We start from the raw sequence: 12,721 nt of genomic DNA on the forward strand, positions 1-12,721 counted from the left end.
TTTCCTAAAAATATGGATATAACGGATACTCCCGATAATGTCATTCAAGAAAAAGTATTAGAGTTAAATAAACGACCTCGTAAATGCTTAAACTGGAAAACACCCTATGAAGTATATTACGAAAAGGTGTTGCACTTAACTTGACAATTCGCCATGCAAAAATGATTTTAAATGAATTTTTATTAGAAATTACAATTAAAAATTATTCAGAACGAACGAAGAAAAGTTATAGGAATAATGTTAATTTATTCTTGACTTGGTTAGAGCTTGAGTACAGTATTACAGAAATAGAAGATATTCTAGTAACTCATATCAAATCTTATATTAAATATCAGAGTGCAAAAGGTAGGAAGGCAACCTATGTCAATTCTATTCTTAAATGCCTTGTCTCATATTTTAATTATGCTGTAGATGAGGAATATATTAATATGAATATTGCCAAGAGGGTTAAATTTCAAAGAGAGGATAAAGTTATTATAAAAACCTTTACAGATTCAGAAGTAAGATCTATGATATCAAGCTTTTCTTATAATAGCTATATGGAAGCTCGCAATAAGTGTATTGTAGCTTTATTGCTTGATACAGGGATAAGAAATGCTGAACTCTGTGCTATCAAAATTCAGGATGTAAAAGAAGAGAGTATCTTAATTTTTGGTAAAGGGTATAAAGAGCGCTTGGTACCCTTATCTCCTTTTTTAAAAAAGGTAATGCTAAAATATGCTAGTATAAGAGATTTTTATTTTAAAGAACATGGGCAGCTTTTTGAGTATTATTTTTTATCTTATAGAGCAAAACCACTAACTATTGAAGCCGTTGAGCGTGTTGTTAGGATAGCTGGAGAAAGAGCTAAGGTTAGGAGAGATATTAGATGTTCGCCACATACTTGTAGACACTATTATGCCCAAGCTCAACTTAGAAATGGTTTAGATGTCTATTCTGTAAGTAGATTATTGGGACATGAAGATATCACCATTACAAAGCGCTATTTACAATCTATACAAGATGAACAAGTTCTAGATATGAGCATTAAAACTTCGCCACTTATGAATTTGAAGTAACTATGAATATATTTAGGTCAGGCCTTATACTGGCCTATTTTTTTTGCCCATTTTCTCCATTTACACTTTATTCATAAATAGTTCATAAAAGCCTCACAAAAGCCTCATATTGGCTTCATAAAGGCCTCATAAAAGCCTTAAAAAGGCCTCATTCCTATGTCAAAAATTCATTTTATTATGTTTTTGTAGCGAAGGACAGCAACACACTTTCGCAAGATAGAAATGGAGGTATCAAAAATGTTTAGAAATCTAAAAGCTGAGATGGGAAGAAACTCAATTCGAGCTAAAGACATTGCAAAAGCATTAAATGTGAGAGAAGCCACTATCTCTTTTAAAATGAATGGTAAAAGTGATTTTACGTTTAATGAGGCTAAGCAAATTAAAGAAATATTTTTTCCAGACTTAGATATTGAATACTTATTTGCATAATACAGGAGGCGAAGGAATGGAAGCATTATTTAACTTAATCAATGATAAGGAAGATTTAGCATTAGAAAACACAATCATCAAGTGGAGAATCGAAAGATATGAAGAGTTGCTAGAGGAAATATTAGAATGCCTATGTGAAGAAGATGTATTAGCTATGCAATATGCAATTAAATATAAAAAACTTAAAGAAGTAGAGATAGGGAGATAAGGGATATGGCTAAAAAGTTAAATGTGGAAATGGATGAAAGAGTCGTTCAATTAAAAGTAGAGATGGATAACTTAGTAGAGGATATTAAAGATCTAGACTATCAGATTGTTGAATTAGAAGAAATGTTTAAGCTGCATCAAGAGCAACTAAAGAATAAGTTTGAAGATAAAAGGTACAGTCTTATAAGAAAACAAGAGAGCTTAAAAACACATTTAAGAGGCTTATTTGAACAGGTACCACAGAGTGAGACAAAGACTCAAAGAAAAGTAAAGTTGCTTAATGCAGATGTGGTTGTGAAGAAACCAAGACCTGATTTTGAAAAGGATACAGGTAAACTCTTAGAATGGGCTATAGCTAATCAAAGAGAGGATCTAATTACTAGAAAGGAAGTTGTAAGTTTCAAGTGGGGAGATTTTAAGAAGGATTTAGTAGATACAGATTATGGGATTGTAGATTTTAAGACAGGAGAAACACTTGAAATAGAAGGGCTAGTCCCAATAATGAAGCTAGAAGAATTAGAAATTAAATATTAAAGGAGATAAGGGATATGGCAAAAGCAATTTGTATTATAGGTGAATCAGGTGCTGGTAAAACCACATCATTAAGGAATTTAGACCCAAAGGAAACTTATTATATTGATGCAGATAAAAAGGGAAGTGCATGGAGAGGCTTTAGGCAGCAATACAACTCGCAGAATAAAAACTATATTGCTACAGATGATCCTAATAAGGTATTAGCCCTGATGAAAGGCATTAGTGAGAAAAGTAGCCTTAAATATATTGTGGTAGATACTTTGAATGGCATTATGATTGGTGAAGAAATGAGACGGTCTAAAGAAAAGAACTTTGATAAGTGGCTAGACCTTGCTAGCTATATCTACAGTATCTTGGATGTAGTGTGTGACCTTCGAGATGACCTAACAATTATTTATACAGCCCATAGTGAAACGGAATGCACAGAGGATGGCTATATGTGGACAAGGATGAAGACCACAGGAAAGAAACTGAACAAGCTTGTACCTGAATCTAAGTTTAATGTGGTTCTATTAGCAAAATGCAAGGATGGTAGATACATCTTTGAGACCCACAGTAAGAACTCTACAGCCAAGACACCTTTTGGAGCCTTTGAAGAGGATGAGATAGAGAACGATATTGTGCCAGTATTGCGTGTATTAGAGGAGTTTTAGATGTTTAGGTACTCGGATAAGGAAATCAAAGAAATCTTAAAAGAGGCTACTGTGGTAGTAGATACAAGAGAGCAGAAATGTGGACATATTATTCAGTATTTTACTGCAAAAAAGATTCCATATGTCTGTGAAAAGCTGGACTTTGGGGATTACACCCTCAAGGTTCATCTCCCACACGTAGAAAGACCAGTCTATCTCCAAGATAAATGTGTCATAGAACGTAAGGCTAACCTAAATGAGCTAAGTGGTAACTTTACACAAAGCAGAGAACGTATAGAGAGTGAATTTCTAAAAGGTATGGGGAAGATGTACCTTTTAATTGAGAATGCAAAGTATGAGGATATTCTACTGCAGAACTACAACACAAAATATCTACCACAGTCTTTTATGGGAACACTGAAGGCCTTTGAAGCAAGATATGACCTAAAGATTATGTATTTAGAGAATAGCACCTATAGTGGTGATTTTATTTATAGAACGTTACAACATTATTTAAGAGAATTATTAAGAAAAGGAGAGCTATAAAAATGAAGAAATGGAATGGATATGAAACAACACAAGTTGGAGGAGAAAAAAGAAAACTACCAGCTGGTGCATATGTTTGTAAGATTATAGATGCAAATGAAGAGGTTTATGGCTGGGGGAATGTGGTAGTGATCCATTTTGATATTGCAGAAGGCCCTTATAAGAATTTTTATCTAGAGCAATATGAAAAGCAAAAAGGTGATAAAAAGTGGAAAGGTACTTATAGGTTAACTTGCCCTAAAGATGATGGCAGTGAAAAGGATGAGCGAATTAAAAAGAACTTCAAGACTTTTATTCACCACATTGAAAAGAGCAATACAGGCTATAAGTGGGATTGGAATGAGCACAACCTGAGAGCCAAACTCTTTGGTGGTATTTTTGGTGAGAAGGAATACGAGATTGAAGGGAATACGGGATTCTTTACCACATTACGCTATACAACAGATACAGAAAGTGTCAAGACTGCTCTTATTCCAAAGCCAGTACTACTTAAAAAGCAAGCTACACCTGTAGTAGAGGCTCAGATAGATTGGGAAGATGATTCTTTACCATTCTAGAAAACAGCTAGAAAGGAGATGAGAGAGTGCGTTATAGTGATGTACCACAAGAACTCAAAGAAATGAACAGATGGGTATTGTACAGAATGTTCTTAGATGAAAAGACAGGTAAATACACCAAAAAGCCCTTTAATGCTAGAACGGGTGGCATGGCCCAAAGTAATAACCCTCGTACATGGTGTGATTATGATACAGCTATGCGTGTCGTAGCGCATTATGATGGCTTAGGTTTTATGTTGGGGGATGGCATCTTTGGTGTGGATATAGATGGTGTAGACTTGAAAGATTCTATAGTCAATGAAGTTATAACCACACTAGGCAGCTATGCCGAAGTCTCACCAAGCGGCAAGGGTATCCATGTCATTTGTAAAGGCACTAAGCCACAGGGAGCTTGCAGAAAAGGCAACTTTGAGTGCTACGAGAAAGGGCGATTCTTTACAGTAACAGGGAAGGTGATTGAGCCTTATACCACACTTAGGGATTGTACAGAGAGCATTAAGCCTCTCTATGAGAAGTACTTGAAAACCCAAGAACCTAAAAGAATTTCTACCACACAACTAGTTTATAGCCAAGTTCAAGCCCTTTCAGACAGTGAAGTCCTCGAGAAGGCACGTAAACAGGCCAAATTTAATACGCTCTATTACTATGGGTGGGGAAGTGGAGATGCTTCAAGGGATGATATGGCACTTGTAGACTATCTTATCTTCTGGACAGGTGGTAATACCACACAGATTGATAGACTCTTTAGAGACAGTGCGTTGATGAGGCCTAAATGGGACAGGAAGCAAAGTGGTTCTACGTACGGTGAATTAACTATCAGAAAATGCATGAGAACATACAATGGGGATTATTATAATCCACATCATTATAAAGAGGAGGCGAGATAGTGGAACAAGAGGAGATAAAGCCTGAATTATCAAGGCTAGATTTTAACGAGGATAAAACGTACATCTTTTTAGATATACAGGATAAAGCTGAGAGAGATAAAAATTACAAGCTTCTATTGGAGGAAGCTATAAGAAGGGGGGAAGAGGAAGTATTTAAAAGCAAGGCAGAAGAGATAAACAGAAAGTTTAACCCCTATTCTGCCCCATACCTAGTGCCTAATAAGCATGGGAAATTAGTGGTTAATACAAGTTTATTGGCTGAGTATATCAGGAATAACAGCTATTATTATATTGTTAAAAAACAAGGGAGTGAAACATTCTTTATTTATTGGTATGAAGAAGGGTATTACAAGCATATGTAGGCTGGTGAAGTAAAAGCCAAAATTAAAGAATACATTCCTCTTGAAATACGTAGACCTACAGTATGGGAGGATACCTATAAGGATTTAGTGTCCACTAACAACTTTATTAGTTATGATCAATTAAATACTTATGAGCACCTCATTAATTTCAAAAATGGTATTTTAGATACTCAAACATGGCAACTCATTAAACACAGTCCACAATACAATCATACTTATCAAATCCAATATAACTACAATGAAAAGGCAGAAGAACCTAAAATATGGAAGCAATTTGTAGCAACACTTGTATCAGGCGATACGGATTCGGCATATAGTTTACAGGAATGGATGGGGCTAAATATTTCTGATTATAATGCAAACCTATGTAAGAAGTCAGTTGCACTTTGTGGGGCTGTAGGGAATACAGGTAAATCAAAATTGCTGAAGATGTTAGCTCAAATAATAGGTATTCATAATATATGTAGTAAATCTATTCAAGACTTATCAGCTCGCTTTGGAGCTGGAGCATTATATGGAAAAAAGTGTGTGCTTATTGATGACCAAAAGGCCACTAATATTGAAGATGGAAGTACATTTAAAGCCATAACCGGTGATGGCATTATTGAAGCAGAGTTAAAAGGGAAAGATCCGTTTTCTTTTGCATTTAAAGGGGGTATAACTTTTACGTGCAATGAAATGCCCTATATTAAGGATGATAAAGGAAGTCATATGTTTGAACGGTTTCTCATTATACCTTGTAACAATGTAATACCCAAGGAAAAAAGGGATAATAGACTTTTTGAAAAGATGGAAAAGGAAATAGAAGGTATCATTCTTTGGGCATTGAAAGGACTAAAAAGGCTTATGAACAATAGCTTTGTATTAACTGAGAGTGAAAGGAGTAAAGAAGCTAATAAGCAATATAGAGTGAGCAATGACAGCTTATTTAGATTTATTAATGAGTACTGCATTATAACAGGTGACAAGAGGGATAAAATTGCAAAGCCTGAGTTTGAAGAAAGATATACTTCCTTTTGTATTGCCAACGGCATTAATGGATTGGATAAGAAAAATATAGTAGATAGAGCAGAAAAGAATGGAGTAATTTGCAATAAGTACAATGGCTACTATCATTATAGAGGGATAAGGTATAAGGATGGATTTTAGGGCATGGTAGGGCAAAGTAGGGAAAGAAAATTCCCCAAGCAATCCTTTGATTATCAAGCGTTATAAGGTTTTAGGGAATATAGAACTCTATATTAATATAAAAAATAATAATAGAGATGTAATAAATATATATAAGAACTTCAGAAAAGATGCCCTATTTGCCCTAAGGTAGTGGAGGGCATGAGCCTCAATGGATAGAGAGGATAAATGGAAAAATACTGATTTCCCCAAATGCCCTAAAAGTAGCCGATAGCTTCAAGGAGAGAATAGAGGGGTAAGTGTGGTTAAAAATAAAAGATTAATGGAGAGGAAGATTTAGCGTGATAAATAGACTTAACTTTGAAGGATATATAGAGAAGATAATCTTTAGAAATAGTCAGGTAGTAAAGTTTACTGTGGTTAATCAGGTAAAAGGTAAGACTAAAAAGATTACAGCAACCTTATTTAATCGCGATGACTTGGTGATGTTATTTAATAGTGTGGATAATTTATTGGGAAGACTTGTAGTAGTAATGGGTGAAATATATGAGCAAAACTATAAGGATAAGAAGACCAATGAATGGATTAATACTTATTGTGTGCAAGTAGATAAAATAGTAGAAAGGTAGCATTCTATCACTTGATTCATTGAAGGAGAGGAGATTTGGTATGGACATAAAAACACTTGATAGATTGGCAAAGAATAATAGGCCCATAAGACAGAAGATAACACTACAGGAGAGATGCTATTATGTTGCTATGAGGGGGTTATATAGCCAATATAAATCAGGAGAGATTGATCTAGCACAGGCTGAGCACGATAAGGAAGTAGTAGAAGATGCTTTGTACCTATGCAAGAGCAATAAAACCAGCAACAAGCAAGTCATACACTTGAACAAAGAGGCTGTGGTTAATGCAGTCCTATTGGAACTTGGAAGGTATGTTTCTTGTGGTGCAACTTATCAAGAAAGAGAGAGGGCATATCCAAGGCAGCTATTTGAAACTAGGATTATAAAAATGATAGATGAAGCTTATGGTTTGAAGGTTAGTTGTTAGCTAAAACCTTTGGGAGAGTAAGGGCGAGGGCGATTCTACAAACTACAAACTAACACCAACCGTTTTCAAAGACTTTATTAAATAAATATATAATGCATAAATAAAAAAATATATATGTTATAAGTTATATATCTTAAGTACTAGTTTATAGTTTGTTAGTTTGTATATAGTACTATAACCTTAGAGTACCAATGGATTGAGGTGAAAACCAACTGACAAACTAGCCACAAAAAACTAAAATGTTGGTTTGTGTAGAGGAAGCATTATGTGAAAGTAAGGCTTGATAGGAGTATAAATAGGGTAGTGTGGAAAAAGGTTGATACCCAAAGCTTTCGGAGACTTTAGTCATAGAGAAGGCTAGGTAAAAGACTTTATATCCACACAAAATGATTAGCGCCGAAGCATTCGTTCTGAGGGGGATTAGTTGCAGAAATTAGTTTTTTAATAAGGTATATATCGCGCGCACCAATAAGTAGGAGAGACAACATGGATATGAAACAATTAGATAGATTGGCTAAAGCTGGCGAAGAATTGCCACAAGGATTAGCCTCCTATAAACAGAACTATTATATTGCCTCAAGAGGTTTATACAAGCAATACGAAAGAGGTGAAATAGATTTAACAAGGGCAAGGAAGGAGAAAGCCGAACTTATAGAAGCTTATAAAGAAGGTGAGTGGGAATGGGAGTATTTTCTGAAGTTGCATGAGATTATGGACAAGTTGCAACAGCTCGCCAAAGAAGGTTTTAATAGTGTGATTGAAGTTGAGGTGTTAGAACTGATAGAAGAATTATTAAAGTAAAAGACACCATAGGAGGGACAGCGTGAAAGAAAGTGATTATAAAAAGGTAGAAAGCATCTTATATGAAGTACCCAAACTAAAGGCTGAGATAGCTAACCTACAAATAGATTTAGAGGAAATACAAGAGATAATAGGCATCAGGGGAGCAAGTCCTAATGAGAAAGCTGGAAGTGCTACGTATGCCTTTAGTAGCAGTATGGAAGATGAAGTCATTAATAGAGAGGAAAGACTAGAAGAAAAGGTTCTTCACCTTAAAGAAGCCATAAGACGTAGAGAAAGACAAGTAAGAAAGGTGGAGAATGCCTTAAAGGTGTTAAATGAAAAGGAATTATTGCTAGTAGAAATGCGTTATTTCAAGCATTACTCCATCAATAGGGTGTGTGAAATACTCGATATTACAACACCTACGTTTAATAGGAGAAAGAATGGCGCCTTAAAAGATAAGCTCATTCCACTATTGGTGCTAGGTGATACGAAAATGATATAAAAATGATACAAAAATGATTAGAAAATTGACTTATAAATGATACATCAGAAGTGTTAAGATAATAGTGTCTTAAATTTCATATTTAACTCCACCCTTAAATATTTTTTGTTTTACATTCCTTAAGGTGCCCTCAGTAGAAATACTGGGGGTATTTTTATTGAACTTAGTTTTAAATTAAATTAAACTATAGATATAAGGGTGTAAGGGGAGATAGAATGAAAAAGTACGTTTTAAACATAGGAATTAATATTATATGTTTTCTTGCAGGCATAATGATAACAGCACATTTATACAACAGCAAAATAAAATATGAAGAAGAGCTTTGTGATATGAAAACTTTAGTTGCATTAGAACAATGTATAGAAGATATTGTCCAGCTAAAGCCAGGTGCAGAATATCAAGGAACACCTGAAGAAGTTTACTTTGATAAATTACTAGATGCGTATGGTGATCGTGTGGTATATAGCAGAGGACAAAGTATATGGGAAGAAATTTATGTGATAGAAAACTTGAGAAATAGTGTGTTAGAACAAAAGCATTTAGACCAATTAAATGGAATACATGAGGCATTGGAAATTTACTGTAGAGAATTCAATAATTATTTATATCCAAGTGAGTGGGGGAAATGGATAGAGCAGCCTCATCGTGAATGGAATATAGCAGCCCTAAGACAATATATTAAGCCAGATGGATTTGATAAAGATTATACAAGACTAGAAAAAATTTTTAGTAGCGTTAGTATATTAAAAGAATAAAAATTAAGAGGTGCATAATTATATGTGCCTTTTTATTTTGGAGAAAACACCATGAAGAAAGTATGCAGTAGATGTGGAAGTATCATTTTACATAAACAAAGGTGTGAGTGTACACCTAAGTATAATAGGAAAGTATCGGATGAAAAGAGACGCTTTTATTCCTCTTATGCATGGCAGAAGCTTAGAAATAGGAAAGTGAAAGAGCAACCATATTGTGAGAGGTGCTGGAGTAAGTGGAAGTTAATTGTAACGGATAACTTGCAAGGACATCACATAAAGTCATTTAAGGATTATCCTGAGTTGAGATTGGATGAAGAGAATGTGGCTGTACTCTGCCAGACCTGTAATTTACAGGTCGGAGGCAGTAGTATTAAGGATTGGTGATGAGTTAATTATTATGTAGCTCTAGTATTTTTAAAGTGATTTTAGCTGATTGTTGGGATGTAATAGCTTCGAATTCTTCATAGGTGGATTCTGCTGCATCATCAGCAAAATCTGAAATACTTCTGATAACAACAAATGGCACTTGATTAAGATATGCTACATGCCCAATAGCTGCACCTTCCATTTCAACGCAATAAGGTGAAAATTCATCCATAATTTTCTCTTTAGCAGATTGAGAAGAAATAAAATTATCACCTGTAGCTATGCGACCTACATAGTAATTTTGGGTATCAGGAAGAGTTGCTTCACATGCTTTTTTAGATAGTGAAATAAGTTCTTCAGAAGCTTGAAAAGTTTCTTGATGAGGATAACAAGTTTGCATTTGAATTTTTCTCACATCAAAATAGGTTACATCACTAGATATTACGATATCTTTCAATTTTAATTGATTAAATATTCCTCCAGCTATTCCTGTATTAATAATGTAATCTACATTAAAATTAGAAATAAGTAGCTGTGTACAACATGCAGCATTTACTTTACCTATGCTACAAGTAGTTAAAATGACTGGGACATTATTAATTGCCCCAACATAGAAGGGAAAACCACAGATTTTTAATTCTTTTTCAAGTATCATATTTTCTAGTAAAAGTTTCATCTCAATAGACATTGCAGAGATTATACCAACTCTTTTCATGATAAATTCCTCCCAATAGATATTTGTGGAATTATATCATACAAATAAAATAATGTAAAATATTAAAAATAATACAGTGTACTTTGTAGGACTTGTAACTTACAGGTCGGGGATAGTAGTAAGGTAGATTGGAAATAGATGAAATAATTTGAATATTGATATATAATGTTCTTATACAGGGAGCGTGATTATATGAATATATTTAGATGGAGAAAAATAGCATTATTTCTATTGTACTTTGGACTAGGTTTTATAGCCTCTGCTTTTATATTTATCTATGAGTCTAAAGAAAGTGTAGTAATGTCTCAATTCTTTATAGGAATAGGTTTAATGGTAGTATCAGCAGCAATAAGTTTTATATGTTGGAGATGTCCGTACTGTGGAAAATCTTTTGGAGTTAGGCATGGAAGAATGGAGTCTATTACACATTGCCCATTTTGTGGTGAGAAGCTTAGATAACTTTGTAAAATGGAAAGATAGTAGTGTGGTAGATTGGTAAATGATGAAATAGTATATACTGTTCTTATAATTATAAACTAGGGAGGAAATGAAATGAATTTATTTAGGATAATAGATATATTTACAACGATTAATGCTGCATCAGACTTAGCATGTGGTATATTAATGGTGTTTGTACTAATAAAGGCCTATGTTGCACTTGATACATATATTAAAAATAATAGAAGATAATGTGGTAGTGCTTTGTAGGACTTGTAACTTGCAGATAGGAGATAGTAATGTGGTGGATTGGTAAATTAGAATTTGATTAACTGAAATCAAAAAGGGAGGTAGCATTTTGAATAGTAGAAAGAATAATTTATGGAAAGTTCCTCTATATTGCATGATTGCAGGTATAGTGTCTTTTTACTTGATCGTTTATGTGTTTGGACATCTTACAATAGTGACACTTCCAGATGGCACAATCACAAGTGATAATACACGAATGCTGATAGTATATGGAGGAGTTTTTGTAGCTACTGTTTTGTTAGGTGGAATGTTCTTTTTGCGTAAAATGACGAGAAAAGAAATATTTTTTTCAGCTACCATTATTGTTGTCTTTCAGATGATAATAAGCTTAATACAAAGGATATTAGGTGGAACAACTGGACCATTAGGTGTTACTTTTATGTACCTATCAAGAATTTATGAATGGTGTGGAGGTATCTCCCAACTTATATTAATAATGACAGGAAATCTTTGGTTGGGAGTCTTCATTCAAAATCTAATGCCATATTTATTTATTGCATTTGGGCAAAGAAGTATAGATAACAATGTTACGAACTAATTTGTAAATTTCAGTGTATCTATTAGCTGAAAATTATTTAGTTGGATAATGTGGTAGTGCTTTGTAGGACTTGAAAATTTGCAGGTGGGAGATAGTAGTGTGGTGGACTGGTAAAAGGCTTAGTTTGAATTTAATATACAATTGATTACCTAAATGATATAATAATTTCAATATTATAAATTTATATTATTAGGGAGGAGAAGTCGATGTCTAACTTTAACATGAGTGAATGGAAAGGGAGAACAAAGATACTTACTCTTGTTGCTGCAATAATAGCACTTGTAGCAGGAGCACTTACTGTATTTTTTAATATAACGATTCCAGGATTAACTCCTATTGCGGTAGGAATTACTGCATTTGGTTTGGGATTAAAAGAGCTTAATGAATTTAAAGAAACACAAGGAAAATTTGAGCTGGTATTAGGTATTACTCTTATAGCTACTTTTGGATTGGGTCTATATGCGGGAATTCTACAATTTAATCATTATATTTTTTCATTAGTAAGAATGTAAGTATAGTAGTATGGTAGATTGGTAGTAGGTATTAAAAGATCGTCAGTATAAGTTTGATGGGGGAAGTATATGAAGATCTAATAGGGAAATCTATAAGCCCCCCTATAGCCAATATATTAGCATATAGGGGTATCTCTACCACGAGGGCCCAACCATTTAAACACAATGCCTAAAATGAAAAATTTTGAGGGTATGATGTGTGGAAAATAGAATAAAACTAGATATGCCAAAGGATAGAGCCGATTGGTAGTGTGGAAAACACTATTGAAGAGGGCTCTTTTTCTATCTTGAATTTACAATCTAAGTGCAACACCTAAAAAAAATATGACTCATAAGAGAAAATCCTAGTAAAATAGTGTTTGCGAAGACTACTATTGAAAGGATTAATCTTATGAGCCATTACA

At 34.0% G+C, this 12,721-nt stretch carries 21 protein-coding genes; 20 read left to right on the forward strand and 1 reads right to left on the reverse strand.

The window, feature by feature from the left end; translation table 11 throughout:
- The first annotated feature begins 140 nt into the window (after positions 1 to 140).
- The 16 genes from H8718_RS18605 (at position 141) to H8718_RS18680 (ending at position 9,823) form a co-directional block, all read left to right on the forward strand.
- Positions 141 to 1,058, forward strand: coding sequence for a tyrosine-type recombinase/integrase (locus H8718_RS18605; RefSeq protein ID WP_249334450.1), 918 nt, complete (start codon positions 141 to 143; stop codon positions 1,056 to 1,058).
- Positions 1,059 to 1,295: 237 nt separating this feature from the next.
- The gene (locus H8718_RS18610; RefSeq protein WP_249334451.1) at positions 1,296 to 1,487 is read left to right on the forward strand and encodes a helix-turn-helix domain-containing protein; all 192 of its coding nucleotides are present in this window, start codon (positions 1,296 to 1,298) and stop codon (positions 1,485 to 1,487) included.
- Positions 1,488 to 1,503: 16 nt separating this feature from the next.
- Positions 1,504 to 1,695, forward strand: coding sequence for a hypothetical protein (locus tag H8718_RS18615; RefSeq protein ID WP_249334452.1), 192 nt, complete (start codon positions 1,504 to 1,506; stop codon positions 1,693 to 1,695).
- A 5-nt stretch (positions 1,696 to 1,700) separates the two neighbouring features.
- Positions 1,701 to 2,228 carry a host-nuclease inhibitor Gam family protein gene (locus tag H8718_RS18620; protein WP_249334453.1) on the forward strand — a complete coding sequence of 176 codons (528 nt, stop codon included), beginning with the start codon at positions 1,701 to 1,703 and terminating at the stop codon, positions 2,226 to 2,228.
- Positions 2,229 to 2,242: 14 nt separating this feature from the next.
- Positions 2,243 to 2,881 (forward strand): AAA family ATPase, encoded by a 639-nt coding sequence (locus H8718_RS18625; protein ID WP_249334454.1) that lies wholly within the window; start codon positions 2,243 to 2,245, stop codon positions 2,879 to 2,881.
- Positions 2,882 to 3,406 (forward strand): ERCC4 domain-containing protein, encoded by a 525-nt coding sequence (locus H8718_RS18630; protein WP_249334455.1) that lies wholly within the window; start codon positions 2,882 to 2,884, stop codon positions 3,404 to 3,406.
- A 2-nt stretch (positions 3,407 to 3,408) separates the two neighbouring features.
- Positions 3,409 to 3,963 carry a hypothetical protein gene (locus H8718_RS18635; protein ID WP_249334456.1) on the forward strand — a complete coding sequence of 185 codons (555 nt, stop codon included), beginning with the start codon at positions 3,409 to 3,411 and terminating at the stop codon, positions 3,961 to 3,963.
- A 26-nt stretch (positions 3,964 to 3,989) separates the two neighbouring features.
- Complete coding sequence (locus H8718_RS18640; protein ID WP_249334457.1) at positions 3,990 to 4,850, forward strand: phage NrS-1 polymerase family protein; 861 nt, start codon at positions 3,990 to 3,992, stop codon at positions 4,848 to 4,850.
- Positions 4,850 to 5,212 (forward strand): hypothetical protein, encoded by a 363-nt coding sequence (locus H8718_RS18645; RefSeq protein WP_249334458.1) that lies wholly within the window; start codon positions 4,850 to 4,852, stop codon positions 5,210 to 5,212. The genes H8718_RS18640 and H8718_RS18645 overlap by 1 nt, the downstream gene beginning before the upstream one ends.
- Before the next feature lie 87 nt (positions 5,213 to 5,299).
- Positions 5,300 to 6,361 carry a DNA primase family protein gene (locus tag H8718_RS18650; RefSeq protein WP_249334459.1) on the forward strand — a complete coding sequence of 354 codons (1,062 nt, stop codon included), beginning with the start codon at positions 5,300 to 5,302 and terminating at the stop codon, positions 6,359 to 6,361.
- A 320-nt stretch (positions 6,362 to 6,681) separates the two neighbouring features.
- A complete protein-coding gene (locus H8718_RS18655) occupies positions 6,682 to 6,969 on the forward strand; it encodes a hypothetical protein (protein ID WP_249334460.1) in 288 nt (95 codons plus the stop codon).
- 40 nt (positions 6,970 to 7,009) lie between these two features.
- A complete protein-coding gene (locus H8718_RS18660; protein ID WP_249334461.1) occupies positions 7,010 to 7,396 on the forward strand; it encodes a hypothetical protein in 387 nt (128 codons plus the stop codon).
- A gap of 486 nt (positions 7,397 to 7,882) precedes the next feature.
- Positions 7,883 to 8,197, forward strand: a complete 315-nt coding sequence (locus H8718_RS18665; RefSeq protein ID WP_249334462.1) for a hypothetical protein — start codon at positions 7,883 to 7,885, stop codon at positions 8,195 to 8,197.
- Positions 8,198 to 8,219: 22 nt separating this feature from the next.
- Positions 8,220 to 8,684 (forward strand): sigma-70 RNA polymerase sigma factor region 4 domain-containing protein, encoded by a 465-nt coding sequence (locus tag H8718_RS18670; RefSeq protein ID WP_249334463.1) that lies wholly within the window; start codon positions 8,220 to 8,222, stop codon positions 8,682 to 8,684.
- Positions 8,685 to 8,899: 215 nt separating this feature from the next.
- The gene (locus tag H8718_RS18675) at positions 8,900 to 9,439 is read left to right on the forward strand and encodes a hypothetical protein (RefSeq protein WP_249334464.1); all 540 of its coding nucleotides are present in this window, start codon (positions 8,900 to 8,902) and stop codon (positions 9,437 to 9,439) included.
- A 51-nt stretch (positions 9,440 to 9,490) separates the two neighbouring features.
- Entirely contained in the window at positions 9,491 to 9,823 is a 333-nt protein-coding gene (locus H8718_RS18680; protein WP_249334465.1) for an HNH endonuclease, read from the forward strand.
- A gap of 4 nt (positions 9,824 to 9,827) precedes the next feature.
- Here the strand turns inward: H8718_RS18680 and H8718_RS18685 are convergent, their stop codons facing one another.
- Positions 9,828 to 10,520, reverse strand: a complete 693-nt coding sequence (locus H8718_RS18685; RefSeq protein ID WP_249334467.1) for a 5'-methylthioadenosine/adenosylhomocysteine nucleosidase — start codon at positions 10,518 to 10,520, stop codon at positions 9,828 to 9,830.
- Positions 10,521 to 10,712: 192 nt separating this feature from the next.
- Between H8718_RS18685 and H8718_RS18690 the strand changes: the two genes are divergently transcribed.
- The 4 genes from H8718_RS18690 to H8718_RS18705 all read left to right on the forward strand — a co-directional run bounded on the left by H8718_RS18690 (position 10,713) and on the right by H8718_RS18705 (position 12,317).
- Positions 10,713 to 10,979 (forward strand): hypothetical protein, encoded by a 267-nt coding sequence (locus H8718_RS18690; protein WP_249334468.1) that lies wholly within the window; start codon positions 10,713 to 10,715, stop codon positions 10,977 to 10,979.
- A gap of 93 nt (positions 10,980 to 11,072) precedes the next feature.
- Positions 11,073 to 11,210: a hypothetical protein gene (locus tag H8718_RS18695; protein ID WP_249334470.1), complete on the forward strand. Its 138-nt coding sequence runs from the start codon at positions 11,073 to 11,075 to the stop codon at positions 11,208 to 11,210.
- Between the two features lie 106 nt (positions 11,211 to 11,316).
- The gene (locus tag H8718_RS18700) at positions 11,317 to 11,805 is read left to right on the forward strand and encodes a hypothetical protein (RefSeq protein ID WP_249334472.1); all 489 of its coding nucleotides are present in this window, start codon (positions 11,317 to 11,319) and stop codon (positions 11,803 to 11,805) included.
- Between the two features lie 206 nt (positions 11,806 to 12,011).
- Positions 12,012 to 12,317 (forward strand): hypothetical protein, encoded by a 306-nt coding sequence (locus H8718_RS18705; RefSeq protein ID WP_249334473.1) that lies wholly within the window; start codon positions 12,012 to 12,014, stop codon positions 12,315 to 12,317.
- Positions 12,318 to 12,721: the final 404 nt, after the last annotated feature.

It is taken from the genome of Zhenhengia yiwuensis, from assembly GCF_014384995.1.
Classification (GTDB): Bacteria; Bacillota; Clostridia; order Lachnospirales; family Cellulosilyticaceae; genus Zhenhengia; species Zhenhengia yiwuensis.

Bases quoted from the DNA above. Each gene is read 5' to 3' on its own strand.
- H8718_RS18685 (WP_249334467.1), bottom strand. From the start codon at position 10,520: ATGAAAAGAGTTGGTATAATCTCTGCAATGTCTATTGAGATGAAACTT.
- H8718_RS18665 (WP_249334462.1), top strand. From the start codon at position 7,883: ATGGATATGAAACAATTAGATAGATTGGCTAAAGCTGGCGAAGAATTG.
- H8718_RS18660 (WP_249334461.1), top strand. From the start codon at position 7,010: ATGGACATAAAAACACTTGATAGATTGGCAAAGAATAATAGGCCCATA.
- H8718_RS18675 (WP_249334464.1), top strand. From the start codon at position 8,900: ATGAAAAAGTACGTTTTAAACATAGGAATTAATATTATATGTTTTCTT.
- H8718_RS18625 (WP_249334454.1), top strand. From the start codon at position 2,243: ATGGCAAAAGCAATTTGTATTATAGGTGAATCAGGTGCTGGTAAAACC.
- H8718_RS18610 (WP_249334451.1), top strand. From the start codon at position 1,296: ATGTTTAGAAATCTAAAAGCTGAGATGGGAAGAAACTCAATTCGAGCT.
- H8718_RS18620 (WP_249334453.1), top strand. From the start codon at position 1,701: ATGGCTAAAAAGTTAAATGTGGAAATGGATGAAAGAGTCGTTCAATTA.
- H8718_RS18695 (WP_249334470.1), top strand. From the start codon at position 11,073: ATGAATTTATTTAGGATAATAGATATATTTACAACGATTAATGCTGCA.
- H8718_RS18630 (WP_249334455.1), top strand. From the start codon at position 2,882: ATGTTTAGGTACTCGGATAAGGAAATCAAAGAAATCTTAAAAGAGGCT.
- H8718_RS18615 (WP_249334452.1), top strand. From the start codon at position 1,504: ATGGAAGCATTATTTAACTTAATCAATGATAAGGAAGATTTAGCATTA.
- H8718_RS18690 (WP_249334468.1), top strand. From the start codon at position 10,713: ATGAATATATTTAGATGGAGAAAAATAGCATTATTTCTATTGTACTTT.
- H8718_RS18680 (WP_249334465.1), top strand. From the start codon at position 9,491: ATGAAGAAAGTATGCAGTAGATGTGGAAGTATCATTTTACATAAACAA.
- H8718_RS18635 (WP_249334456.1), top strand. From the start codon at position 3,409: ATGAAGAAATGGAATGGATATGAAACAACACAAGTTGGAGGAGAAAAA.
- H8718_RS18705 (WP_249334473.1), top strand. From the start codon at position 12,012: ATGTCTAACTTTAACATGAGTGAATGGAAAGGGAGAACAAAGATACTT.